The sequence below is a fragment of the Shewanella sp. 10N.286.48.B5 genome (assembly GCF_002874355.2).
In the GTDB taxonomy this organism is placed as follows: Bacteria; Pseudomonadota; Gammaproteobacteria; order Enterobacterales; family Shewanellaceae; genus Shewanella.
Genome location: NZ_MCVG02000002.1, coordinates 98,689 through 121,138, shown reverse-complemented (window position 1 = coordinate 121,138; position 22,450 = coordinate 98,689). Strand labels below are relative to the sequence as shown.

The 22,450-nt window shown below is 41.8% G+C and carries 21 protein-coding genes; 8 read left to right on the top strand and 13 right to left on the bottom strand.

The annotated features are described in order from the left end of the window. Window positions 1-928 precede the first annotated feature (928 nt). The 4 genes from BCU57_RS15470 (at window position 929) to BCU57_RS15455 (ending at window position 3,210) form a co-directional block, all read left to right on the top strand. Entirely contained in the window at window positions 929-1,795 is an 867-nt protein-coding gene (locus BCU57_RS15470; RefSeq protein WP_102438393.1) for a toll/interleukin-1 receptor domain-containing protein, read from the top strand. A 104-nt stretch (window positions 1,796-1,899) separates the two neighbouring features. After that, window positions 1,900-2,376, top strand: coding sequence for an energy transducer TonB (locus tag BCU57_RS15465; protein ID WP_102438395.1), 477 nt, complete (start codon window positions 1,900-1,902; stop codon window positions 2,374-2,376). Window positions 2,377-2,508: 132 nt separating this feature from the next. Then, on the top strand, window positions 2,509-2,856 hold the full coding sequence (locus BCU57_RS15460; protein ID WP_102438467.1) for a DUF3024 domain-containing protein: 348 nt from the start codon (window positions 2,509-2,511) through the stop codon (window positions 2,854-2,856). Between the two features lie 120 nt (window positions 2,857-2,976). Beyond that, window positions 2,977-3,210 (top strand): hypothetical protein, encoded by a 234-nt coding sequence (locus BCU57_RS15455; protein WP_102438397.1) that lies wholly within the window; start codon window positions 2,977-2,979, stop codon window positions 3,208-3,210. 248 nt (window positions 3,211-3,458) lie between these two features. Here BCU57_RS15455 and BCU57_RS15450 read toward each other — a convergent pair whose 3' ends face one another. From BCU57_RS15450 to BCU57_RS15435, 4 genes are all read right to left on the bottom strand, one after another. After that, window positions 3,459-4,442, bottom strand: a complete 984-nt coding sequence (locus BCU57_RS15450; protein WP_102438399.1) for a hypothetical protein — start codon at window positions 4,440-4,442, stop codon at window positions 3,459-3,461. Window positions 4,443-4,629: 187 nt separating this feature from the next. Then, on the bottom strand, window positions 4,630-5,229 hold the full coding sequence (locus BCU57_RS15445) for an HAD family hydrolase (protein ID WP_102438401.1): 600 nt from the start codon (window positions 5,227-5,229) through the stop codon (window positions 4,630-4,632). 92 nt (window positions 5,230-5,321) lie between these two features. Further along, complete coding sequence (locus BCU57_RS15440; protein WP_102438403.1) at window positions 5,322-5,885, bottom strand: CIA30 family protein; 564 nt, start codon at window positions 5,883-5,885, stop codon at window positions 5,322-5,324. 180 nt (window positions 5,886-6,065) lie between these two features. Further along, a complete protein-coding gene (locus tag BCU57_RS15435) occupies window positions 6,066-7,442 on the bottom strand; it encodes a DUF4397 domain-containing protein (protein WP_198589932.1) in 1,377 nt (458 codons plus the stop codon). A gap of 212 nt (window positions 7,443-7,654) precedes the next feature. Between BCU57_RS15435 and BCU57_RS15430 the strand changes: the two genes are divergently transcribed. Next, a complete protein-coding gene (locus tag BCU57_RS15430; RefSeq protein ID WP_241903517.1) occupies window positions 7,655-8,977 on the top strand; it encodes an endonuclease/exonuclease/phosphatase family protein in 1,323 nt (440 codons plus the stop codon). Window positions 8,978-9,049: 72 nt separating this feature from the next. On the opposite strand, the gene pepN is transcribed toward BCU57_RS15430, so the two are convergent. The 6 genes from pepN to BCU57_RS15400 form a co-directional block, all read right to left on the bottom strand. Further along, a complete protein-coding gene (gene pepN / locus BCU57_RS15425) occupies window positions 9,050-11,683 on the bottom strand; it encodes an aminopeptidase N (protein ID WP_102438408.1) in 2,634 nt (877 codons plus the stop codon). 97 nt (window positions 11,684-11,780) lie between these two features. Continuing rightward, a complete protein-coding gene (gene lpoB / locus BCU57_RS15420; protein WP_175609517.1) occupies window positions 11,781-12,374 on the bottom strand; it encodes a penicillin-binding protein activator LpoB in 594 nt (197 codons plus the stop codon). Between the two features lie 68 nt (window positions 12,375-12,442). Beyond that, entirely contained in the window at window positions 12,443-13,816 is a 1,374-nt protein-coding gene (locus BCU57_RS15415) for a COG3014 family protein (protein WP_372002057.1), read from the bottom strand. Then, window positions 13,810-14,346, bottom strand: a complete 537-nt coding sequence (gene def / locus BCU57_RS15410) for a peptide deformylase (protein WP_102438412.1) — start codon at window positions 14,344-14,346, stop codon at window positions 13,810-13,812. Before def ends, BCU57_RS15415 begins: the two co-directional genes overlap by 7 nt. Before the next feature lie 134 nt (window positions 14,347-14,480). Beyond that, entirely contained in the window at window positions 14,481-14,693 is a 213-nt protein-coding gene (locus BCU57_RS15405; RefSeq protein WP_076540726.1) for a SlyX family protein, read from the bottom strand. Between the two features lie 21 nt (window positions 14,694-14,714). Further along, window positions 14,715-15,680 (bottom strand): WD40 repeat domain-containing protein, encoded by a 966-nt coding sequence (locus tag BCU57_RS15400; RefSeq protein ID WP_102438414.1) that lies wholly within the window; start codon window positions 15,678-15,680, stop codon window positions 14,715-14,717. A 150-nt stretch (window positions 15,681-15,830) separates the two neighbouring features. Between BCU57_RS15400 and fkpA the strand changes: the two genes are divergently transcribed. After that, complete coding sequence (fkpA, locus tag BCU57_RS15395; protein WP_102438416.1) at window positions 15,831-16,583, top strand: FKBP-type peptidyl-prolyl cis-trans isomerase; 753 nt, start codon at window positions 15,831-15,833, stop codon at window positions 16,581-16,583. A gap of 55 nt (window positions 16,584-16,638) precedes the next feature. On the opposite strand, the gene BCU57_RS15390 is transcribed toward fkpA, so the two are convergent. Next, window positions 16,639-17,607, bottom strand: coding sequence for a zinc transporter ZntB (locus tag BCU57_RS15390; protein WP_102438418.1), 969 nt, complete (start codon window positions 17,605-17,607; stop codon window positions 16,639-16,641). A 257-nt stretch (window positions 17,608-17,864) separates the two neighbouring features. Here BCU57_RS15390 and BCU57_RS15385 point away from each other — a divergent pair, with 257 nt between their 5' ends. Next, the gene (locus BCU57_RS15385; protein WP_102438420.1) at window positions 17,865-18,236 is read left to right on the top strand and encodes a YacL family protein; all 372 of its coding nucleotides are present in this window, start codon (window positions 17,865-17,867) and stop codon (window positions 18,234-18,236) included. Between the two features lie 137 nt (window positions 18,237-18,373). On the opposite strand, the gene BCU57_RS15380 is transcribed toward BCU57_RS15385, so the two are convergent. After that, window positions 18,374-19,003, bottom strand: a complete 630-nt coding sequence (locus BCU57_RS15380) for a response regulator (protein WP_102438422.1) — start codon at window positions 19,001-19,003, stop codon at window positions 18,374-18,376. Beyond that, complete coding sequence (gene narQ, locus BCU57_RS15375; protein WP_102438424.1) at window positions 18,996-20,732, bottom strand: nitrate/nitrite two-component system sensor histidine kinase NarQ; 1,737 nt, start codon at window positions 20,730-20,732, stop codon at window positions 18,996-18,998. The genes BCU57_RS15380 and narQ overlap by 8 nt, the downstream gene beginning before the upstream one ends. 249 nt (window positions 20,733-20,981) lie before the next feature. Here narQ and nrfA point away from each other — a divergent pair, with 249 nt between their 5' ends. Next, window positions 20,982-22,376 (top strand): ammonia-forming nitrite reductase cytochrome c552 subunit, encoded by a 1,395-nt coding sequence (gene nrfA / locus BCU57_RS15370; protein WP_198589933.1) that lies wholly within the window; start codon window positions 20,982-20,984, stop codon window positions 22,374-22,376. Window positions 22,377-22,450: the final 74 nt, after the last annotated feature.

Sequence of the window (22,450 nt, the reverse complement as noted above, 5' to 3'; positions counted from 1 at the left end):
TGAAGTAAATGGATTTACAAATGTCACGGTGGCATGGATGCTAAGGAGTGACCCTGCACCGCGAAAGCTATGCTCACATCCATGTGAGTACACGCTATTTTCTCTGCGTCCTCAATTCAAATTGAGTCGGAGGCAAATAGATCTTCAACTCTTTAGCTTTTACTTGCCGCAATATATGAGGCTAAATCGAAGATATGAAAATTCCGGTGTAAGCGCAGCTGTGACCGTCCATGACATGGCGAAGTTTCACAGTGTGAAACGTTCTGAGCGAGAGGCATGGATGCCGAACTGGCCGTTTAACAAGGATGTTATTTGTTTTGGCAGAGCTTTCAGGGACCTTTTGATTTATATAAAGAATGCAGCGTGTCACAGTAGTGCTTGCACATAAGGTCGCTCTTTCACATCTGACCCATAGGGATTTGGGAAATGTCATGATGATGTCGGGAACATCATTGACCATGTGATCGCGACATTTGTATATCCTATACATCACCTGCGGCAGGCAATTGGTTAGATTGAAGTAATGGCCTGCTGTAACGGGGCCAATATAAATGAAGTTTAAAGCTTAATATCACTGTGTATTAACGCAGTTATATTAATCCTCTAAGAATTTTTCATTATTATCGAAGCCAAAATCAGGTCAATTGGCATCGATAAATTTGAGGTTGAAAGTTTAACTAATATATTTCATGGGTTTATGTTATTCATATTGAGTAACAATGGACCCGATAAATGTTCAGGCTCAACTTTGCGGAGTGATTAACCTTAATGCGGCCAATAAAGTAGGTATTAGTTCTTTTACATCAGTAAGTTACATGATAAATTTAATTCAAAATTAATTATAAGCAGGGATTTATCCGAGACGCTGGATAATAAGCTGTTATGCTTCTTTCGTATTTTGTTCCTAAATTAATTATGAGTATTATATATGCCAGTATTTATTAGCTATTCACATGAAAATAAAGAATTCGTTGACCAATTGGCAATGCAATTGGTACAACAAAATGTACACATCTGGCTTGATCGTTGGGAATTAAGTTTAGGTGATTCAATTATTGATAAAGTCCAAGATGCGGCTGATGGAGCAAGTGCTTTATTAGTTATTTTATCAAATGCCTCAGTGGCTTCTGAATGGTGTAAAAAAGAACTTTCAGCTGGATTACTACGTGAACTTGAAGAAAAACGAGTTGTTGTAATGCCTGTTTTGTTGGAAGACTGTAAAGTTCCGCTTTTTGCTCGCGGTAAGCTTTATGCTGATTTCCGCTCAAATTTTGATGATGGTTTAAAAACAGTTATTGATGGCATTGCAAAAGTTACTAACCCTTTTCTGAATCGTATTAGTGAACCTGAATATCATACTGATTGGTCTATAGATTGGGGTGATGTGAATGGTAATTTTGCATTAATCATTAACTTTGTAGAACAAGCAAAGGATCAACCATTTACGGTATTAACAAATATTGAGCTACTAGCATCTCCTGCAGCGACGCTAAAGTATCATCAGATATCTCAAGCTGAAAATGAAGAAGTTGCACGGGCTTCAATTATTACAACCGTCCATAATTATTTGTCACGTAAAACCGATCTAAAACCTAGATTGTCTTCAGAACATGAAGATGTTGAAAGGCTTGAAATACCTGGTGATGAGATACATGAAATTTATTCTCTACGAATTGGCACAAGACGCTTAGGAGAGGATACGGGTAAGGATATTTTAGTGAATGTATCAAACCTTATTTCCCAAGCTCATGAGCACATGACTAGCGTGTTGAAAAGTCCCGTAACAGAAGCGTAACAAGTTGCTTAAACGGAATAAAAACAGTTGGTTATCGCTCCGCGATTTTAACCAACTATTTTTATCCGCTTAGCAAGGCGTTAGGAATACAAAAGGAGTTTGGAATGAATCGCTATATTTTGGGAATAGTAGGGACACTTGTTTTAGTTGGTTGTAAAACGACGCCTACGGAGCAATATCAAGGTTTGCAGTTAACGGAAGCTGAATTGCTTTCGGAAAAATGGGAAAAATTAGAACGTTTTCCTCCTTTATATCCTATCGAAGATGCGAGAGCAGGAAAAGAAGGCTGTGCTTCTGTAGAGTATGTTATTACTCCGGATAACGAAGTCAAAGATATCAAAATCGTTTCCTCCACTAGCAAGCATTTTGCTAAACAAGCAAAACTTAATGTTAAAAAGTGGAAATGGTCTGCCTTACCTAAAAGCATTATCCAAGAGCCTATTAAAACAAATACTCAATTTCAGTTTTGCTTAGAAACTGGGGATGGACATTGCTCGGAAATAAGCGCTATTAAAAATAACCAGTGCATTGGAGAGGATGTTATTTATTCAACAGGTTATAGAATGAGGCGTGGCGGGTAAGTATTCCTAACAAGAAAATAAACAAGGACACGTAACAGTTGGCTACGTTTCGCTTCGCTACACAATTTTAGCCAACCATTACTTAGCCTGTTATTTAGGCGTTATACGTCATTCAGAGAGATGAGTTTTATCATGGCAATCAGTGAGTTTGAAATAAAGCGTTGTGAGAAAGAGTTAGATAAGTTTATTGATGAGCATCGGCCTCCTGTTCATGTAAGAGACCAGCTTGATATTAGTTATCAAATTGAAAATCAAAGCGTTGTGCTATTTGAAATTAGAGCTAACTTTAGAAATCCATCGGAAAAATTAGATATTCCGATTGCGAAAGCTACATATGTGAAAACGCAAAAAGTGTGGAAGATCTATTGGCAAAAATCTGATCTTAAATGGCATGTATATGAACCTGTAGCAACAGTCAAACATCTAGAAGATTTCTTGAATGTTGTTGGTCAAAATGAGTACGATTGCTTTTTTAGTTAAACGTATAGCAAGGTAGTTATAACGGAACTAAAACAGTGGGTTACGCTTCGCTTTGCTACACATGTTAACCCGCAATTTTAGTCCGATTATTGCGGCGTTACACGTACATTCGGAGTTGCCATGATCAAAACTGAAAGCATACAGATTCAATGTCCACAGTGTGGTGAAACTGAATTTGAACAACCTGATAATGTACAAGATGATGACTTTGTTAAATGTAATCATTGTAAATTTGAAATGATGCTGGCAGACCTTAAAGAGGTAGGTATTGAGCAAGCTAAGGAAGTCATTATTCCAGAAGCTAAAAAAGAAATTGAAAATATGTTAAAGAAAGCGTTCAAGGGGTTTAAATAAATGAGCAAATACGAAATTATAAGTAGTCTTGTTTCATTACTGGCTATAGTGGTTTCTTCAGCAGGAAAAAGGTGCCACCCATTGTTAATGTTTTATGTAGTGGCCAGACTTTATTAGCCACTGCACCCCAAATGAGTTAGCAAGGCTGAAAGCTTGTTGTTGGCAGGTAATCTACACAAACAGTTATGCTTATGGAGTGTCAAAGCATAACTGTTTGCTGAATAGGGCGAGTAACCGAGGTTTTAAAGTTATTTCACTTCATATCTAAGTAGGACTTCATTATCCAATACAACGTTGGTTGACCAGATGAAGCTTGCTCCAGCACCACTGAATTTATCAATGAAGTTCATGTAAGACTTTTTGTTGTTTACACCGATTTCATCTTCTGAATATTGTGTTGCTTGAGGCCATGAGGTTGCGTCAAACTCTTGTTCCATCCAGCTACTTGGGGTTTCCCAGTGGGCGGCATAAGCATTCTCACCATTATCTGTACCTTCCGTTGTACAGGTGGCTGATAAGCGTTTTCCATCAGCTTCGCTTAAACAGGATAAATCATAGATAGGAGCGGTATAAAACGTTTGTGCTTGCCAGTTTGCCCCTGTCACAGTGCCATCGCTAAAGCTTGCGATAAAGCCACCATCTCCAGGGTGGTATGCTTTGCCACGGTTGTCTTCAGTACCCAAGCCTAAGTTCTCTTCCCAATCAATGACCTTTACAGCAATCGTATAAGGTTTGTTAACCTTGAACTTTACGATGCTAGAGTTAAATGGCGTGAATGGTACGGTGTCTACTGCTACAAGCTGACCATTAATGTATAACTCAAAGTAATTGTCAGCAAAAATGTAACCGGTGATCTCTTCTCCGTCTGCATCAATAACTGCAACAGGTACTGAGTCCTCATCCACGTCCGCAATGCCTTGAGGAGTTATGTTGTTACACTCTTCATATAGGTCGATTGCTTTTGTTGCGGTAGTAAAATGATTTTCGGCAGGAACAATCCAAACCTTACCGTCAACATCAATTACTTCACCAATGCCAGCAACACGGCTTCTGCCATTCTTACACTCAAAAAGATTAGCCTCTATTGTGTTTGCAAGACCTTGGGTAATACTGGCTGAACCGCTGTAATCGCTGATGCTTTCGCTAACAGTTAGGTCGGCTGTTGGGGAGCAACCAGCCAACAATAAGGCGATTGATGAAAGGGCGAAAACTCGATTATTTGCAGTAATCATAGATGAAAATCCAGTAATAAGTATGAATCTTAAGTGTAGTTTTTAATTTATGTAGAGCAATGAGTTGAATTAGTTTTCTTAACAAGGCGGATATATTAGCCGATGCATTGTAAATGAACGTAAACTCATTTTTTCCAAAAACGAGTTACAAACCAATCCCAACTACGCCCCTAAAGTAGCGAGTTAACTAGCTATTAGACGCCATAATCGCGTGTTGTAATTGCAGTAAATCATTCACAATAAAATCTGCCTGAGATTGATAATCAGGCTGCTTATTATGATTAATAAAAACCGACTTCATCCCCGCATTTTTCGCCGCTTGAATATCATATAAATAATCGCCCACATAAATCAGTGACGCAGGGTCTAAATCCCAAGTGGTGGCGATGGCCAGCAGTGCATCTGGGGCGGGTTTGGCGGGATAACATTCGCGGGTTAATACCAGTTCTAGATTGATATTATTTTGCCTAAGCTTGGTGGCCGTGGCCGCTTTACTGTTGCGGGTAACAATGGCGCTGGGCAAACTTAACTGTTCAATGCTGCTGAGTAATTCATGCATATGCGGCAAGGCTTTGGCATTCGTGGCATCTTGTGTTTCATGGGCCAAGATAATTTGGTTGGCTCTATCTCGCAAAGGCGGATGGGTAATATCGGCGACAAAATCCAGTAGGTCAACATCGCATGGGCAACCTAATTCCTGTTTTATTTGGCTAAAATCCAGTGCTGATTCAACCAAGGTGCCATCTAAATCAAAAATGACGCCTTTAATGCCGGCCAAACTTTTCATTGCTAATCCTTGCAGTCAAAAATAGGGTGTTGATGGGCGATAGCCTTTCGCGCTCATGCTCTGATTCTACTCAGCTTGTGCTTAGCTTTTGCTTATATGTGGCTATCAAATACCAGCGTATCTAAGGTAATACTAAATGGGCCTTGCTGCTTGGCGGCGATCAGTAAACCAATGCGGCTGATATCAGCAAATTTTAACGCTGGCGCGCTGATATTTCTACCCCGAAAACGTGGCTGAAAATCTGTCACAGTAAATGTGTGTTCACTCCATTGCCCCGCTTGCGTATCAAAGTCGGCGGCATAAGCTTCACCAAAACTCAGTTTGGCGGTTTTTAGGCGTAATTGATAGCGTTTACCGTCACCAAAGACCCTAAGGGTAATACGGTCACTATAAGGGGCTGTTTGACGTAATTGAAACTCTATCGAGGCAAAGCCGCCATTATTATCTAGCGAGACATTACCGCTAAATACGGCATTTTGGCCTTGTTGAGAGTCAAGCTGACTTGCCGATAATCCGCCCATTACCGTGTCATTACTTATTCTGCCCTCTTTGACATGATTGGGGTTATCAAACTGAATTTCCATGGCGAAAGCCTTTATGCTGAGTAAATGAAATAACACCAAAGTGACAATATAAAGCGGAAATAACTTTAGCATAATGCTGTGCCTCAAGGTTGTTTAGCTGGCATTTAAGTTGAGTTATGGTTTTGATTGATGATTTTAGTAAAAAAAGCGACTTATCTGGGTGAGGAATAAGTCGCAAAAGGTAACGCAGGGACGGGTAAATCGTGTTTAATCAATACTCATACTGGGTAGATATCAGTATTGAATTGGTTGTTACTCTTCTTCGGCAACAAAGTCATCCATTAGAATAACTGAAAACATAGAAGTGTCATTTTCTGCATCCACTGCAGCAACGCTGTATAGCCCATTTGCAGCTAAGCTCACTGGCAGTGGACCAATGGCAACAGTTTTAGTACCTGTTACAGTGACGCTTACGGTGTAATCACCTGGGGCAACACTTAAACTACCTGACGCTGCTTTAAATGGTACATCTGTTAGCGCCGGCTCTGATGCACTGATGTCGGCTGTAGGGGTGAGGTAAACATCGACATTACCCGCTGAGTACGAAGCGTGGATGACGTTTAATCTAGCTTCAGTTGCAATGCGGCGAGTGTGCTCGGCAAAGGCCCAAGGGCTAATGTCGTTGTCAGATAAAGAGCCGACTGCGAGCACTGAGTAGCTGGCACCTAGCATTAAATCGACTTCGGCATCTTTAATCACTTCAACTGAGTTATCAGCATCAGCTGCCACAGTGACTGTGTGCATGCCTTCAGGGATGTTGACGTAACCTGCAAATTGACCAAACGATAGCATGTCAATGGCGGGAGTCATGCTGCCATCAAGAAACACATCAACAGCAGGTGCGTCTGCTACGGCATGGACTACACGGATGTCGCTACCACTGCTCACATCATTTAAAAGTACTTGTGCATCTGGTAATGCCACTAACAGCGCGACAGGTGAGTCTCCTGACCATTCATTTGGGATTGCCGAAATGAAGTAATCATTACCTGCGGCTAAATTGACTGTGCCTGAATCAAACACCACGGTTTTGTCACCATTTGGGGTAATTCGAATTTGATAATCAGCGGTCGGCACTTCAAGCTGATCACTGTTATCCATGTAATTGGCCGATAAGGTTGGCTCCATCATGGCGATGTCTGCCATTGGCTCGGTGACGTAAATATCCACTAAACCCACATCAGGAGCAGCATGTAATACTTGCACTCGGGCATTGTCTGCGGTGATGTCGGCTTTTTCATTGGCAACCAACTTGAGCATCAAGTTTTCATCGCTGACGTTACCTAAAGCAACGGCGGTATATTCCATATCAGCAGCGGCGGCTAAGTCGGCTGACAATACCGTTGTAGTGGTGCCATCTGCAAGCTTTGCATCTACGGTAATGGCGTAGGTTGAGGCTTCAACTTCTAACAAACCACTTGAAACGGCGTAATCGACATCGGCTAATAACTGAGCGCCATCGGCAGTGACATTAACCATAGGCGCATCGCTTGATGCGTGAATAACTCGTACTTGGGCATATTCAATATTGGGGGTTTCTTCAATAACAATTTTGTCATCGTCATCATCTGAACAAGCGGTTAGGGCGATTAGTGAAAAGCACAGACCAAGGGAGTATTTCCGTTTCATCTTTATATCCTCAAATTCATTTTGTCGTATTGTCATGTCGATGGGTAATACGGCACTTGCTAATTTAGGATCATGTTTTTATTTAATCTTTAAACACAATTGTTGGTTTTAGAGATTCTAATAGGGTGATTTTTAGTCGGTATGACAAACATCGACATAGGGGTGAATAGGGGATAATCTGTAGTCTTAATCGGTGTTGTAAGGTGTCGCGTGTGAGTTTAAAAAGCCGTCAAAATACTCTGAATAAAGCTCTTAAAAATAGTCTAGAAAAAGATCTGCAAAAGGATCAAAATAATGATCTGTTACTGCCAATAGCGGCAGATGTCGCTGCTGAAATCAAATCTAAAGTCGAACCTGAAATTGCTCCTAGCGTTGCCGCTAAAATTGAACAAAAAACTGAGCGCCAGTTTCGGGTGGCCTCGTTTAATTTATTCAACTTCATCGAGCCGCCTGCGGCTTATTATGATTTTGAAAACATCTATTCCCATCAGCAATGGCAAAAAAAGTGTCGCTGGTTAACTGACTATGTCACTGAGCAGCAACCTGACATGATTGGCTTTCAAGAAGTCTTTAGCCCCGATGCTTTAAAAGCGTTATTGCTTACTTTAGGCTATGACTATTTTGCAGTATTAGATGAACCCACCTTAGTCAGTGACTATGTTTATCAAAGCCCAGTGGTGGCGCTGGCCTCTAAGTTTCCGATCACCGAAACCGTCTTAATTAGCGTTGATGATTCACTGCTGCCACTGATGGGCATTGCCAGTGATTTTAGCTTTAGCCGCCAACCGTTACTGGCAAGGGTAAACATACCTCACTTTGGTGAGTGTGAGTGTTATGTGGTGCATTTAAAGTCTAAACGCAGTGGCATGGGTATTGACACCTTAGCCGATACTGGCATGACTGGTGGCGCGGATATTATGGCCAGACAAGCCCTTGGTACGTGGGCATCGAATATGCAGCGGGGCAGTGAAGCGGCGTTATTATTTTATGAAATTGCTAAACGCCGCCAGGCTAATCAGCTGCCGGTGTTATTAATGGGTGATTTTAATGATTCTATTCAAAGCACTGCGCTGGAGGCTTTTAGGGCTAACAGCAAGCGAGTGTTTAGAAGCGATATTATCGATCCAAACCTTAAAGTATTGAATGACGTTAATCTTAAAGCTGAGTTTGAACGCTTTAGTTTATTTGATAGTTATGAATTGTTTCAAGCAGGGCAAAAGCTCAATGCCACCTTAGCCCAAGATGAATATGAATCTAGTGTTAATGCAGATGAATCGACTAGCGACATTGATGATGCACCAGCGCCTGATTTACATAAGCATGATAGGCCAGCAACCCATTATTATGGCAATACTGGCTCGGTATTAGATTATATTTTGGCAAGCTGTGAGTTTGATGCCGCTCACCCACGCAATTTAGCGGAAGTGAGTGGTTATCAAACTTACGATAGGCACTTAGTTAGGCCAGAATATGAGCGTGACAGTGATAGTACTGATCACGCGCCTATTATGATGACCTTTAGGGTTAGGCGCTAGGCTAACGTGAGTTCAAAAAGCTAGCGCTAGTTCAAAAAGCTAGTGCTAGTTCAAAAAGCTAGCGCTCGCTTATTATCTTGCTAAGGCCTCACTCATGCTGACACAGGTTTGTTCCTGTTGGCGGGCTTCTAACAGTGCCCGCCGAGTCATTTTCGATAATCCCGTTTGGGTATTTAACACTTCAGATAAAGCTTCAATATTGGCATTGGTGCAGTCCATGGGGATTAATGCTCGGTTGTAAGCGCGCATAAATACCGGGCCTTTTTTATCAATCTCACTTAGCGTATCTAAACGCTGCTCCGCAGTAGCGGCGCTCAGTAATTTTTGTTCGCTTGGGTAAAGATGAACCATGGCGATACGGGCTTTGGCAAAGGGCAATTGGCTGTCATGTTGTATCTTGTGTAGCCATTGACGTTTAAGGCTGGCTTGGGGACGTGACACTTCTGCGGCAATGGCAGATTTTTGGCCACTGTCGCTGTTATCTTGTTGTTTTTCGTTTGCCAGCAACGCCGCGCTATTAGGGTAATCATAGCGATTTAATTGAATGATTATTTTCCAGCGTAAATCCTGACTGATAGTTAACCCTTTAATCGGCGCAATGCCAGCCAAGATATCGGCTAAGTGCCCAAGGGCGGCATTGTCGCTGGCTAAGCTAATATAAGCATCAAACCAACGGCGCTGAAAATCAGCATCGTCGTGGTGCTCCATGGTCATGCGTAAACTCATTTGTGTTAGCGCTTTGCTGACTTTAGTGGCATAAGATTTATGGTTAGGCGCCATGCTATGAAGGTTTTTTTGCACCTCTGTTAAGTAGCCAATGACTTGGCCTAAAATGGTGTAGTCTTTTTCTAATGGGGCATTAACTAAGGCGACATTAATAAACTGCTTTAATGAGGTGTGGCCATCGCTAACACTGTCCCACATGCTTTGCCATAACATTGACCGCAGTAATGGGTCACTGACCTTAGCTAACTGCTGCTTTACCGTGTTAAACGAGCGCTGATCTAACTCAACCTTTACAAAGCCCCAATCATCAAAATTTGGGTAAACCAAGTCTGGGCAATACTCGCCTACAAGTTCAGGTACCTCGGTAATGGCGCCTTTATAAGTGACCGCTACCGTGGTGCTATGGTGAATAAAATGCCGCGCTGCTCTAAATAATGCCACTTGTACTTTTTGTTCTCGCAGGGTGGCAAAGTCTTCACTTGGGGCGCTTTGTAGCAATGAAAACTTGCTGATGCGATGGTCTTTACATTGGTATTGGGCTGTTAAGGTGTTAACCCCAGCTTGGTACAGCCACTCTTGTGTCCACTGGCTTAAGTCGCGATTACTGGCTTTGGCAAGGCTATTAATAAAATCCGCTAACTGGGCATTTTGATAACTGTATGTTTTAAGGTATTGCTGCACACCTTGTTGGAATGTCTCAGCGCCCAGTAAATGGCGTAATTGCATTAACACCGACGCGCCTTTTGAATAGGTAATAGCATCAATATTATCAAAGGCATTATTGCTACTGGCCACAGGAACTTCGATGGGGTGAGTGGTCACTAGGCTATCTTGCTGATACGCCTTTAGCTTGCCACTGGCGTAAAAGCTGCGCCAAGCGTGGTTAAATTCGGTGGCTTCGCTGGTGGCCAAGGTGCCCATAAAGGAGGCAAAGCTTTCGTTGAGCCATAAGCCATTCCACCATTTCATGGTCACTAAATTGCCAAACCACTGGTGCGCCATTTCATGCATGATAACCCCAGCTAACCGCTGCCTTTGGGCGGCGGTCATGGTGTCTTTTACCATAAAGCGGCTTTCTGAGTAGGTAATAGCGCCAGCATTCTCCATCGCGCCATAGAGAAAATCAGGCACTAATAATTGGTCGTACTTTTTAAAAGGGTAGTCAATACCAAAGTAATCATCGAAGAAGCTGAGGCCTTGCTTGGTGTAAGTAAACCAATCTTGATAGTTAACTTGCTCAGCCACAGATTGGCGGGCAAATAAACGCATGGGGTATTTGCCGGAGTTATCTTGCCACACATGATAAGGCCCAGCATGCATTGAGAAGTTATAAGGGCTCAGTTTTGGCGTCGCTGGGAAAGTCCAAATTTTGCTGTCGCCAAGATCTTCAATATGGGTTTCAGCCATGGTGCTTATCACCTGCCAGCTTGGCGGCGCTTCAACAGTAATTTGAAAGCTGGCTTTTAAATCGGGTTGGTCAAACACGGCAAACATTTGCTGGGCAGCAGCGGGTTCAAAATGGGAATACAAATATACCTTGCCATCAACGGGGTCTTCAAAGCGATGCAAGCCCTCGCCATTGGTACTGTGCTCGCGGCTGTAGCTTATCTCAATGGTGTTTTTGCCACTTGATAAAAGCAGCGGGTTAATGGTGAGGTATGCGCCATTGTAGTTAGGGTAAAGGCTTTTGCCATTAATCAATAATTTGCTGATATTGGCTTGGTTTAAGTCGATGGTTAATGCTTCCGCTGTGCTTGCAAGGCTAAAATCTATTTTGCTAATGGCCTCAAAACGGGTTTCACCAGTGAGGGTAAAACTGAGTTGGTAATCTACCTCTGACACCACATTTGAGCGAGCTTTAGCTTGGCCCTGAGTGATGTTCTCGCTGCCATCTCGGGGTTTGATATTGGGCGCGGTGGCATTACAGGCAAATAAACTGGAGCAGACCAGTGCAATAAGCGCAGACTTAAACGAGTTCACAAATTCTTCCCTAACCTAATTTGATGTTTTTATTATTGTTATTTTTGCTATAAAAAAGCCGACGTGACGTCGGCTTATGATTGTAAATCGAATAGGCTTACATGCCTAAGAAAGACTTCGATTTTACTTTACGGATTTCTTTTTCATCAGACCATTCAATTAAGCCTGTTTCAAGATCCATAAGACGCATGGTCATTTTATAGTAAACATCTTTAGTGCTGCCATCTTGTTTTACTATGCTAGAAAGATTGCCGTATAGCATGTATTGCGCGCCCACTTGGCGGCCAAACTTAATCGCAGTTGATGGGTCGACCATGCCAGCATTGTTTTGGTAATCAAGCTGCTTGCGCACTGAATCGACTTTGGTCATGTCAATAAAGCGGAACTTACCTGAGCGTAATAGCTTGTTACTGATGGTGTCAGTGACTGATTCAGTGTCGATGTGCTCTGAGGTTTTATTTTTAATTTTATCAACGAAAATAATTGGGCGATCGTTTTGGGTCATTACGATCACTGGTGGGAAGGTTAACATGCTGTCGACCATTTTGGCGGCAATGACTTGTAGATCCGTTGAACCGAAGTTTTCATTCACGGTTTCTACTTCTGTGGCATCGCCATACTCAACCTTAGATTGACACGCTGATAGCCCAATAACCGCAGCTAAAACAAAAATCAGTTTAAAATGTTTCATAGTAAGTTCCATGTTAGATAAAAGGTAAAGTTGTTGTTTTTAAAAAGTCGCGTTAAATAGGAGTCGTATTAAATTATTATTGAATAAAAACGGGTTTGATTGCCAGTTTCTATTACCCAAATTAAGGTGGCCCGATTAGCGTGAACATTAATGGTCGCAGCTGGGCTGTTACCTAGGCTGACTTGATAGGCGCCTGGCTCAATATATTGGCGCGCTATTTGCGCTTGCCTTGGCAGCGTTAGCCAACTTCTTCTGTCGGCTTGCTCTGTTACTACATTGAAAATTTGCATTAATATGGCGGCGGCATCGGCTTCATTATTACGGCGTTTACTGCCACTTTCGACGCTGCGAGTAAACTCTGATTTAGTATAGACCCGCGCGGCTTGTCGAACCAATGCGCCGGGTAAATCTTCTTTTAAGGCATTAATGGCTAAGGCATCGATATTGGCAATGGGCTCAGCTTTTAGCACTGTGCCAAAACCTTGAATAATTGAGGGCGGGATCACTTGGTTATAGGGCTGGTAAGTGGCTAATGACACCGTTTGCCAGTTGCCATGAATTGTAAACGGCACGGTCAGGCTTTGTTTTTCGGGGACAAAGCCACGTTCAACCACCATCACCACCTGACCTTGGCCTTGTTTAGGTAAAATGGCATCTCCCCAACGGCGTTTGAATTCATCATATTGCGGCATTGAAAGTTGCTTGGCTAACCTGACTAAATCTTGTTGGAGGTATTTATTATTCGGGCTTATTTGAGCCGCTTTACGGTAATCAATATAGGCATCATTGGGCTCGCCGAGTAATTCATGTAGTAAACCTGTGGTGTAATAGCTGTAGGCATTTAAAAAGGAGCTGGTGACAGTGCCAGCCGCTGAGCCTAATTTATTTAATTCGCTATCAATGGTGCCATTAGCCATGGCTTGCACTGATTTTTGCGATTTTTGGTAGCGCGCCTGCTCACTGCTTTGCAGCTCATTACTGCGGCGCACTTCAATTAACGCCCCTTGGGGATCGCCGGCAAATAAATAGTTAAAGGCTTGGTATTGATGCACCATAATGCGCTCATAGCCTGGGCCGCGATATGGAATGGCATTGTCGTTTAATACTAGGCTACTGGCGGTGGCGGTTAAGTCTGAGGCGCTAATAACGGCTCTGTCATCAAAGGCTTGATAGGCTTTGATGGCTTGTTGGTAATAATTTTTACTGGCATCAAAATCACCCGATATTTGCGCTACTCGGCCAGCTTCTTGGGCGTAAAGTAGGCCATCATTGGTATCAATTTCACCGGCCAACTCATTAAGTTTGGCGCTGGGTGTTGGGCCACTGAGTTGCTGTTTAATCGGCGCAATTTGAGAAGGGTAGTTAATCAGCACACTATTATAAGCGCAGCCTGATAACAGGATTGGCAATAGGAAAATACTGCTCAGTGCTTTCATTAGCATACGTCCTGCAACCGTGATTTTTCTTGGTCGAAGGCCTGTTGCTGATCTGGCATATTTATCCTTTCTAGCAAAGTAATACCTTGTAAATGATCAAATTCATGTTGAAAAATGCGGGCATCAAAGCCGCTCAACTGTTGTGTTACCCACTTACCGCTTAAGGTTTGGTATTCCACGTTAATGTGTTTATGCCGATAGACGCTAACACGCTGGTTATCGATTGATAAGCATCCCTCTGTAGCCGCTTCCACCTCTAACGAACTGCTAATTATTTGTGGGTTGATAACTATGGTTGCTTGGCTTGTGGGTATTGAGGGATAGCGCGCATTTGGCCTTGAATGCATAATAAATACCGCTTTATTACTAAACACTTGTGGCGCAGCGATCCCGACTCCATTGGCTGCCAGCATGGTGGCCATCATATCGTCGGTTAGCTGAACCAGAGCTTGATCAAAAGTAACAACGGGCTGAGTTTGGTGAGTTAAAATAGCGGCACCGGTTTTAGCAATCGTTAGAATGTTACTTTCTAGCATATAATCCCTTACTGAAAATTCAGCTTGATAACATCAAGCGAATTCTTGACTCTTTAATGTTAATAATAAAGCGACCACGTTATCTAAAAGCTAGCTCATAGCGGCTTAGCTCATCATGGCTTATATAGCATAGATTAATAATGTGGCGGTGGTGTTTCATCTGCTTGAGAAGCCATATTACTGGGTTCAATCGCTTGTAGTTTATTGACGATTAATGACAATTGATGTTGCTGAAACGCAACAAGGTCATTTAATTTAATCACTTCTTGATTGAGATCTTCAATGGTTGCTTCTTGAAAAGCGACTTTCATTTCTAAATCATCAATTTTTTGATGTACATCTTGCATTAATCTTCTCCAAACATGGCACTATTTTAAGTTGCCCCATGTTTCTACTAAACCTTGATTACTGATACTGATGATGTTTTGATTTTCATCACTTGCAATAGAGTATACAACGGCACCTCTATTTTGGCTGTTTTTCGTCAGCTGAATTTGCCTTGTTGTTTGTTTTTTACCAGTTTTTGTATCCCATAATATAATTTCTTTAGAAGGTGAGCCTGTTATTAGCTGTTTATCTTGATGAATAAACCTGGCACTACTAAAGGTCATTTGGCGTCGGTTTATGGCCAATTGCGATTGCTGTGCGCCAGTGTCATTGTGATAGATATAGGCATGACCTTTAATATCACTGACAAAACTCAAGCTGCCGCGCTGATTCAATTGTACTTTACTAAGGCGTGACTCAAGTTGCCATTGCTGAATCGGTTGGCCTGTTTGTGCTTGCCACAAGATAACAGAGCCATCATTGGAGCCTGTTAGTGCCCGCTGGCCATCAGCGGAAATTGACACGCTTGAAACGCGCTCATTATGGCCCAAAAATTTAATCAGATTTTTTTCTGGTGCCAATGACATTACTGAGCCATCAATTAATCCCACTAGGGTTTGGGCATTATTAGCAATCGCCACCGATTGTGCTGATGCGGGCAAGGACCACCAGCCAATGGATTTACCACTTTGGATATTCCAAATCACTAATGAGCTATTAGATAATGTCGCGGCATAATGCGCATTGGCAGAGATCGCTGTATCAAAGACGCTATTATCGCTTTCGCTAGCACTATTGCCATGCTGCCAATGGTATTTTAGCTGGTTAGCCTTGAGATCCCACCATAAAATCCCATTACTTGCTGTACTAACAAGTGCATATTGGCCATCTTCAGATAAGCTGGCGCTGTAACTGGCATCATCAGTGACGCTAAAGACGTGTGTGGCAGAGGGATGACAACCTATGAGTAAGCAAATGCAAAATATCAGCATTATGATCCTAACCATGAACTTACTCCCATAAATGTTGTCTTATTGGCGTTGATATGACTTACGGCCATTGCTAAAAACACTTTAATTAGTATAAAGTGGCCAAATATATACAAATTTTACATTTAAAGGTTATTGTAACCGCTCAAGAGTGCTGAGGAAGCTTTAATGAAATCTATTTACAAATTATCGTTAGTTGCATTGGCTGTAGTTGGTCTAACTGCGTGTAATCAAGAGCAAGAAGTTGTTGCTAAAAAAGTTGAATTAACAACGGATGCACAAAAAGAAGCTTACAGTGTTGGTGGTTCTATTGGCCGTTACATGGCGGGTCATATTACTGAACAAGAAGAGTTAGGGTTTGCAGTTGATAGAACTTTAGTTATCCAAGGTTTTAGCGATGGTTTAGCTGATACGCTAGAGTTAACTGAAGAAGAGATGCAAGTGGTTCTTCAAGGTTTAGACACTAAATTAAACGAAAAGCGTACTGAGCAAGCTGCATTATTAGCCAGCAAAGCGGTTGAAGAAGGTAAAAAGTTCCTTGAAACCAACAAAGCTAAAGAAGGCGTAGTAACCACAGAATCTGGTTTACAGTACGAAGTACTTGAAGCGGGTGCAGGTGACACTCCAGTTGCTGAAGACACGGTTGAAGTACACTATAAAGGTACTTTGATTGACGGTACTGAGTTTGATAGCTCATACAGCCGTGGTGAGCCAGCTAAGTTCCCACTAAACCGCGTTATTCCTGGTTGGACTGAAGGTGTTCAATTAATGCCTGTTGGTGCTAAGTACAAGTTCGTTATCCCATCAGAACTTGCTTACGGCGAACGTGATACTGGTACTATCCCAGCTAATTCAACCTTAGTATTTGAAGTTGAATTGCTGTCTATCGAAAAAGCACAAGCGGCACCAGCTGCGCAGTAATTTTTCGAATAATAAAAAAGGACGCCAAGCGTCCTTTTTTATTGTCTGAAAATCACTACAACCATTTAAAGCGATAAAATAGCCACATTTGCAGCGCAATAATGGCAAACAGTCCTGCACAAAATAAGCTGAACGCTAAATGGCTATCAGTACCAGGTATGCCGCCAATATTGACCCCAAGCAAGCCCGTTAAAAAGCCCAATGGTAAAAATATTGCTGAGATCAGTGACAGAAAATAAAGCCGTTTATTAAGCTGCTCAGATTGCACTGATTGCAGCTGCTCTTGAGTGACGCTGGCTCTATCACACACCGCATCTAAATCCTCAATGACCCGAATGAGCACTTCATTAATTTCTCTAATGCGAAGCTTATGCTCAGTATTAAAGAGCAAGTGGCTGTCATTAAGTAGCCGCGAAAAAGCATCCCGTTGGGGCGAAAAGTATCGCCGTAAAATAACCGTTTGCTTACGCAGCTCAGCAATATCGGAGCGTAAAGTTTGGCTGTTATGCTCAGACACCTGCTCATCAAGATTATCTAGTTCATCTTCAAGATTATGGATGAGTTCTACTTTTCTGTGGGTTAAACGTTCACATAAAGAGATAAGAAAATCAGCACTAGAATCAATAGAACCAGGTGAGCTTATTATCTGTTGAGCAATATCTTTTACCGATTGTAGTGGCCGTTCACAGGTAGAGATTATCCGCTGTGGCTGGGCGAAAACGCGCATCGACACCATGTCTTCTGGCGCTGAATTGGGGTTAAGGTTAACTCCGCGTAAAGCCATTAATATACCATCTGCAGTGCTAAGAGCCCTTGGGCGAGTGTGCTCTGCCAGTAGGGTGTCTGTTTCAGTGGCGGGTAATTGGGCGTTGTTAATCCACGCTATGGCATCGGCTGCGCTATAACGCAGATGTAGCCACAATAAACCATCTGCAGGCTGCCATTGGTTAACTTGCTCAGGTGTTAAACTTTGACCAGGATTAGGACCTGATAATAATAAGCAATATATAAAACCTGATTCCATATGATTCCTTATACCTAGGCGGTATGGTGTATGGTTTAAAAGCGGATTTATCTTGTTGGTAATGCCTATCCTATCACTTAGCATTAAATATACCGCTAACTATTTAACCTACTTGCTAATGCCTTATTAAGGCATTTTAGATGCTGTAAGTTTAAATACCATTCGGGGTATTTTTAATTATTTACTGGCTGTAATTAAGCAGTTTGCATCAATATCAGTTAAAATAGACTTAATGCCTTATTTAATTGAGCTTTACCATGGAATATGAATTTCGCCGTAATAGTCTAGACGGCACCGTGTTTGCAGAATTCAGTATGGAGCATGCGATACTCGGACGATTTTTTGCTGAGCAACTTGGTACTGATAAATCCCAATGCCACGATATTTTGCAGCAAATTGAACAAATTAGGGCCAGCAAAAAAGCAGGCTGGTCGTGGCAAAGTAACGATTTGTCTATCGCGATTGACAGTGAGCAGGTGCGGATTTATACCAATGCCATTGATTTTGATGAAGACTTTGACTTGGAAGAGTCAATGAATATGTATGATGCAGAGTCAGAAGCCTTTTGTGGTTTAGAAGACTTTGAAAGTGCCTTAAAGAGTTGGGTTGAGTTTATCGCCAGAGCCTAGTTGATGTTTCGTCAGGCATCTTGACCTTATAGCTGTTTATTATTGCTTTAGAGATAAAAATGGATGATAGCCAGTGGCTGTCATCCATTTTTTATGGCCTAAACACTTTCAATGGGCACAAGTAGCTGCGACTGAAGTTAGTGGTTTAAGTATCTTACCGCCATTTCAGTTCTTGATTTAGCATTGGCTTTACGTAATAAGTTTTTCACGTGAACTTTTACCGTACCTTCACTGATATGTAAATCTTCAGCGACCACGCGGTTGCTTTTACCTTCGGCAAGCTCTTTGAGAATTTGTAATTCACGTGGGGTTAACGAGGCTATCCAAGTTTCATCATTATCAGCATTTTTCAGCTCATAAATGTATTCTTCGACCTCATCACTAATAACGCGATGGCCAAGCATGGCTTTTTTAAGCTGCTCTAATAATAAATCTGGCTCAGTATCTTTAAGTAAATAGCCGTCAGCGCCAGCGCGTAATAGCCGCACCACATCTTGTTTAGCATCAGACACGGTCAAGATCACAATACGAGCAGTGACTCCTTCTTGACGCATAGCATTTAAGGTATCTAAGCCTGACATGCCTTTCATATTAAGGTCGAGCAAAATAATATCAGGTTCGTCTTCACCTATTGCGGTTAATGCATCTAACCCCGTTCCGGCTTCACCAAATAGTTTAAAATCGCTATCTGAGGTTATTAACTGACAGATGCCACGCCGAAGTAGAGGGTGGTCATCAACTACGAGTACAGAATAAGGTTTACCCATTTAAAGGCTCCTGCTGGGGTGGAAATACGAGGGAAACAGTTGTGCCGCCCTGCGGATTATTGTCAAACTTTACCGTGCCGTGCAATTTAGTTGCACGCTCATGCATGATGCCGATGCCAAAATGTTGATCCCGCTCTTTTAAGTGAGAGACACCAATGCCGTCATCTTTTATGTTGATTTGTATCATACCAGAGTCTGCTAAAAAACAATCAATAACTATTTTATTTGGCTTGGCATGTTTTATGGCATTAATGGTTGCTTCACGCATTAAATGTAGCACATGAATATGCTGGCTTGAGGCAAATAGGTGCTGCGAAAGGCTATATTTAAGCTCAATGTTAATGCCAGATTGCTTACGTAACTCACTAATCATGACTTCAATGGCTTGGTTTAAATTAGGCTCTTTAATGGTTAAGCGGAAGGTGGATAATAGTTCTCGTAATTGACCGTATGCTACGCTAACACCTTCATTAATATCAGCTAATTGTGATGCTACTTTCTCAGTTTTATGTGCTGGTTGAATTTGTTTTCCTAATAAACTCACCTGAATTTTTAAATATGATAATAGCTGACCTAGAGAGTCGTGTAGCTCTCTGGCAATCACGGCGCGCTCTTCCATTAAAGCTAATTGCTGGCGCTCTTCGGTGGCATTATGGATCACAATAGAGCGGGTTAGCATCATAGCGAAATTGACAAATAACATGTTATTGATCGGCTTTAGAGAAATAACTTCCAGATAACCTAAGGTTTTATTTTCCAGTTTAAGGTCAAACTTAACAGGGATTAGTTTGCTTTCTTTATTTAGGATATGTTCAGGTGATGGCCAGCCTGTATCAGCCTCAATGGTATCGATTGAATGGTCATCATGTTCGATAACAAGGCGTAAAAAATCAAGACTTTCAAATTGCTGCAGCTGGTTTAATGCTAAGCCCAATGCTTTGTAATCCAGTCTGTCAGCATGAAGCATAATTAAGTTGTCATATAAAAAACTCAACTCATTATTGGCGCGAGTTAAGGCAGTGGTTTTTTCATTTACTTGGCCTTCTAAGTCTTGATATAGCCTATCAAGCTCGGCGGCGGTCTTTTTGAAAGCGACCCCTAATGAGTGCAGCTCTATATAGTCTGTGGCTGGCACCTCAACGTTAAATTTTCCTTTAGATATTGAATTGGCCACATCCATTAATTGCAGTATCGGTTGCACCATCTTTTTGCGGGTATAGCGGGTCGCAAAACTTGCCACTATTAGCATTAAAAATAAACCGATTACTTGGCTTATAACTAATGCTCTGAGCTTAAATGCCGCAAATCGCTCCATTTCTAGAACCAGTAAATCAATAGTATCAACAAAGTCTTTTAGGGCAGCGGTATAGAGTGGTTTTTCATTATTTTCAATGAAATAACGCATTTGTTGCCATTTATCAATGACCAATAAATATTGGTCTGAAAGTTCTTTCGGGCTATACCAAGCATTGGAGCGCTGTAGTGCTTCAGAGTCTAGGGTTTCTTCAAACTGATTTATTTTTTCATTCAATAACTGTGGTTCTCGCTCTAAAAATAACTTTAAGCGGTAACTTTGCATTCTTAATGAACCAGAGGCATTAATGGCTCGGGCATCGCCAATACTAAATGAAAGATTAATAATTGAGTACACAGCTAGGCTGGAAGAAATAAATATTAGTACTAACATTAGTCTTAATATTGTTGATGTGAGACTGCCTCGCTGCGCCATGAGTTACCCAACTTAAGTATATTATTGAACACAAAGCACTCAATTTTTTCATTGAGAGTCTTGTCATTATGTTAACAGAATAGCAAATATGTGACATACAACATATTAACACTTTGATCTAGCGCAAGCTTATTGCTTAATACTCATTAAGGGGTATTCTTAATTGAACCTTAAATGTATAAGTTTGCCAATAGAGATGTCGTGATTATTCAAATATAAAATGTAACACGGAGATGAACGGTGATGAAGATGAAAGGAAAGATTGTTGCACTAAGTGCATTATTAGCAAGCAGTTTTATGATGACTAGTGCAATGGCTAGTGATAAAACAGAACCTAGAAATGAAGTATATAAAGATAAGTACAAGCTTCAATATGAAACTTGGCATGCTACCTCAGAAAGTGATGAAATTGTTGATGTGTTAGCTCAAGATCCAAACCTTGTTGTGTTATGGGCAGGTTACGGCTTTGCTAAGGATTACAATAAAGCACGTGGTCACCATTATACCGTGACTGACTTACGTAATACATTACGTACTGGCGCACCAACAGGACCTGATGACGGCCCAATGCCTATGGCATGTTGGAGCTGTAAAAGCCCTGATGTACCTCGCATGATCGAAGAGCAAGGCGAAGACGGTTACTTCAAAGGTAAATGGGCTAAAGGCGGTCCTGAAATCGTTAACAGTCTTGGCTGTGGCGATTGTCATGAAAAAGGTTCACCAAAACTACGTATTTCTCGTCCATATGTTGATCGCGCTCTAGTAGCAATTGATAAGCCATTTGATAAAGCTTCTCGTAAAGACAAGCAATCTATGGTTTGTGGTCAATGTCACGTTGAGTACTACTTCGAGAAAACAGCAGACCGTAAAGGTTTCGTAAAATTCCCTTGGGATAACGGTACAACAGTTGAAGAAATGGAAGTGTACTACGATGCCATCAACTTCTCTGATTGGACTCATGCTGTGTCTAAAACCCCGATGCTCAAAGCACAACATCCAGGTTATGAAACTTGGCAGTTAGGTATGCACGGTAAGAACAACGTAAGTTGTACTGACTGTCACATGCCACGTGTTGCTAAAGCAAATGGTAAAGGTAAGTTTACCGATCATAAAGTGGGTAACCCATTTGATCGTTTCGAAGAAACTTGTGCAACTTGTCATAAAGGCAAGACTAAAGAGTTCATGATGGAAGTAACACATGCTAATCAAAAAAGTGTTACAGAAATCAAGCTAAGAGCTGAAACTCAACTTGTACACGCTCACTTCGAAGCGGGTGCTGCATGGGACGCTGGTGCAACTGAAGCTGAAATGAAGCCTATCCTAATGGATATCCGTCACAGCCAGTGGCGTTGGGACTTTGCAACTGCATCTCACGGTGTTGCTGCACATGCTCCAGCTGAAGCATTACGTATTTTAGGTGGCGCTGTTGATAAAGCCGCTGATGCACGTATCAAGCTGGCTCAATTACTTGCTGCTAAAGGCGTTAAAATGCCTATCGCTATCCCTGATATCTCAACTAAAGCAAAAGCACAACAAGCATTAGGTATGGATATGGATAAGATGAATGCGGATAAGCAAAAGTTCTTAAAAGATCTTGTGCCACAGTGGGATGCTGAAGCTGAAAAGCGCGAAGCGACTTATTAATTAGCACTAGAACTTAGCACTAGAACTTAGCACTAGAGCTTAGGTCATTATGTCTTGTAAAAGCCCTCTTTTGA

Coding starts and splice junctions, on each gene's coding strand:
- BCU57_RS15470 (WP_102438393.1), top strand. CDS start 929: ATGCCAGTATTTATTAGCTATTCACATGAAAATAAAGAATTCGTTGAC.
- BCU57_RS15465 (WP_102438395.1), top strand. CDS start 1,900: ATGAATCGCTATATTTTGGGAATAGTAGGGACACTTGTTTTAGTTGGT.
- BCU57_RS15460 (WP_102438467.1), top strand. CDS start 2,509: ATGGCAATCAGTGAGTTTGAAATAAAGCGTTGTGAGAAAGAGTTAGAT.
- BCU57_RS15455 (WP_102438397.1), top strand. CDS start 2,977: ATGATCAAAACTGAAAGCATACAGATTCAATGTCCACAGTGTGGTGAA.
- BCU57_RS15450 (WP_102438399.1), bottom strand. CDS start 4,442: ATGATTACTGCAAATAATCGAGTTTTCGCCCTTTCATCAATCGCCTTA.
- BCU57_RS15445 (WP_102438401.1), bottom strand. CDS start 5,229: ATGAAAAGTTTGGCCGGCATTAAAGGCGTCATTTTTGATTTAGATGGC.
- BCU57_RS15440 (WP_102438403.1), bottom strand. CDS start 5,885: ATGCTAAAGTTATTTCCGCTTTATATTGTCACTTTGGTGTTATTTCAT.
- BCU57_RS15435 (WP_198589932.1), bottom strand. CDS start 7,442: ATGAAACGGAAATACTCCCTTGGTCTGTGCTTTTCACTAATCGCCCTA.
- lpoB (WP_175609517.1), bottom strand. CDS start 12,374: ATGAAACATTTTAAACTGATTTTTGTTTTAGCTGCGGTTATTGGGCTA.
- BCU57_RS15415 (WP_372002057.1), bottom strand. CDS start 13,816: ATGCTAATGAAAGCACTGAGCAGTATTTTCCTATTGCCAATCCTGTTA.
- def (WP_102438412.1), bottom strand. CDS start 14,346: ATGCTAGAAAGTAACATTCTAACGATTGCTAAAACCGGTGCCGCTATT.
- BCU57_RS15405 (WP_076540726.1), bottom strand. CDS start 14,693: ATGCAAGATGTACATCAAAAAATTGATGATTTAGAAATGAAAGTCGCT.
- BCU57_RS15400 (WP_102438414.1), bottom strand. CDS start 15,680: ATGGTTAGGATCATAATGCTGATATTTTGCATTTGCTTACTCATAGGT.
- fkpA (WP_102438416.1), top strand. CDS start 15,831: ATGAAATCTATTTACAAATTATCGTTAGTTGCATTGGCTGTAGTTGGT.
- BCU57_RS15390 (WP_102438418.1), bottom strand. CDS start 17,607: ATGGAATCAGGTTTTATATATTGCTTATTATTATCAGGTCCTAATCCT.
- BCU57_RS15385 (WP_102438420.1), top strand. CDS start 17,865: ATGGAATATGAATTTCGCCGTAATAGTCTAGACGGCACCGTGTTTGCA.
- BCU57_RS15380 (WP_102438422.1), bottom strand. CDS start 19,003: ATGGGTAAACCTTATTCTGTACTCGTAGTTGATGACCACCCTCTACTT.
- narQ (WP_102438424.1), bottom strand. CDS start 20,732: ATGGCGCAGCGAGGCAGTCTCACATCAACAATATTAAGACTAATGTTA.
- nrfA (WP_198589933.1), top strand. CDS start 20,982: ATGAAAGGAAAGATTGTTGCACTAAGTGCATTATTAGCAAGCAGTTTT.